Source organism: Streptomyces sp. JJ36, from assembly GCF_021696945.1.
Classification (GTDB): domain Bacteria; phylum Actinomycetota; class Actinomycetes; order Streptomycetales; family Streptomycetaceae; genus Streptomyces.
The window spans coordinates 1-291 of the sequence record NZ_JACYHE010000204.1; the positions used below are offsets into that span (position 1 = coordinate 1).

The window sequence follows — 291 nt, forward strand, 5'->3', positions numbered from 1 at the left end:
GGGCGGACTTCGCGCACCGGGCGTTCAGCGGCGTACGGGTGCTGCGCGAACTGGCCCGGCGCGAGGGGGCCGAACGGGCCGTGATGCCGGTCGTCTTCACCAGTGCCCTCGGCGACGGGGGAACGAGCCTGGGGCGGGCGGCCGGCGCGTTCGGGGAGCTGGTGCACACGGTGACCCAGACGCCGCAGGTGTCGCTGGACTGCCAGGTGTTCGAGGTGGAGGGGGAACTGCGGGTGCACTGGGGCGTGGTGGAGGAACTGTTCCCGCCCGGCCTGATCGACACCGCCTTCT

General features: G+C 72.9%; 1 protein-coding gene. It reads left to right on the forward strand.

All coding sequences use genetic code 11. The features are described 5' to 3' along the window. The coding region (locus tag HOY81_RS27165; protein WP_237323357.1) for a hypothetical protein at window positions 1-291 on the forward strand (291 nt) is incomplete at both ends.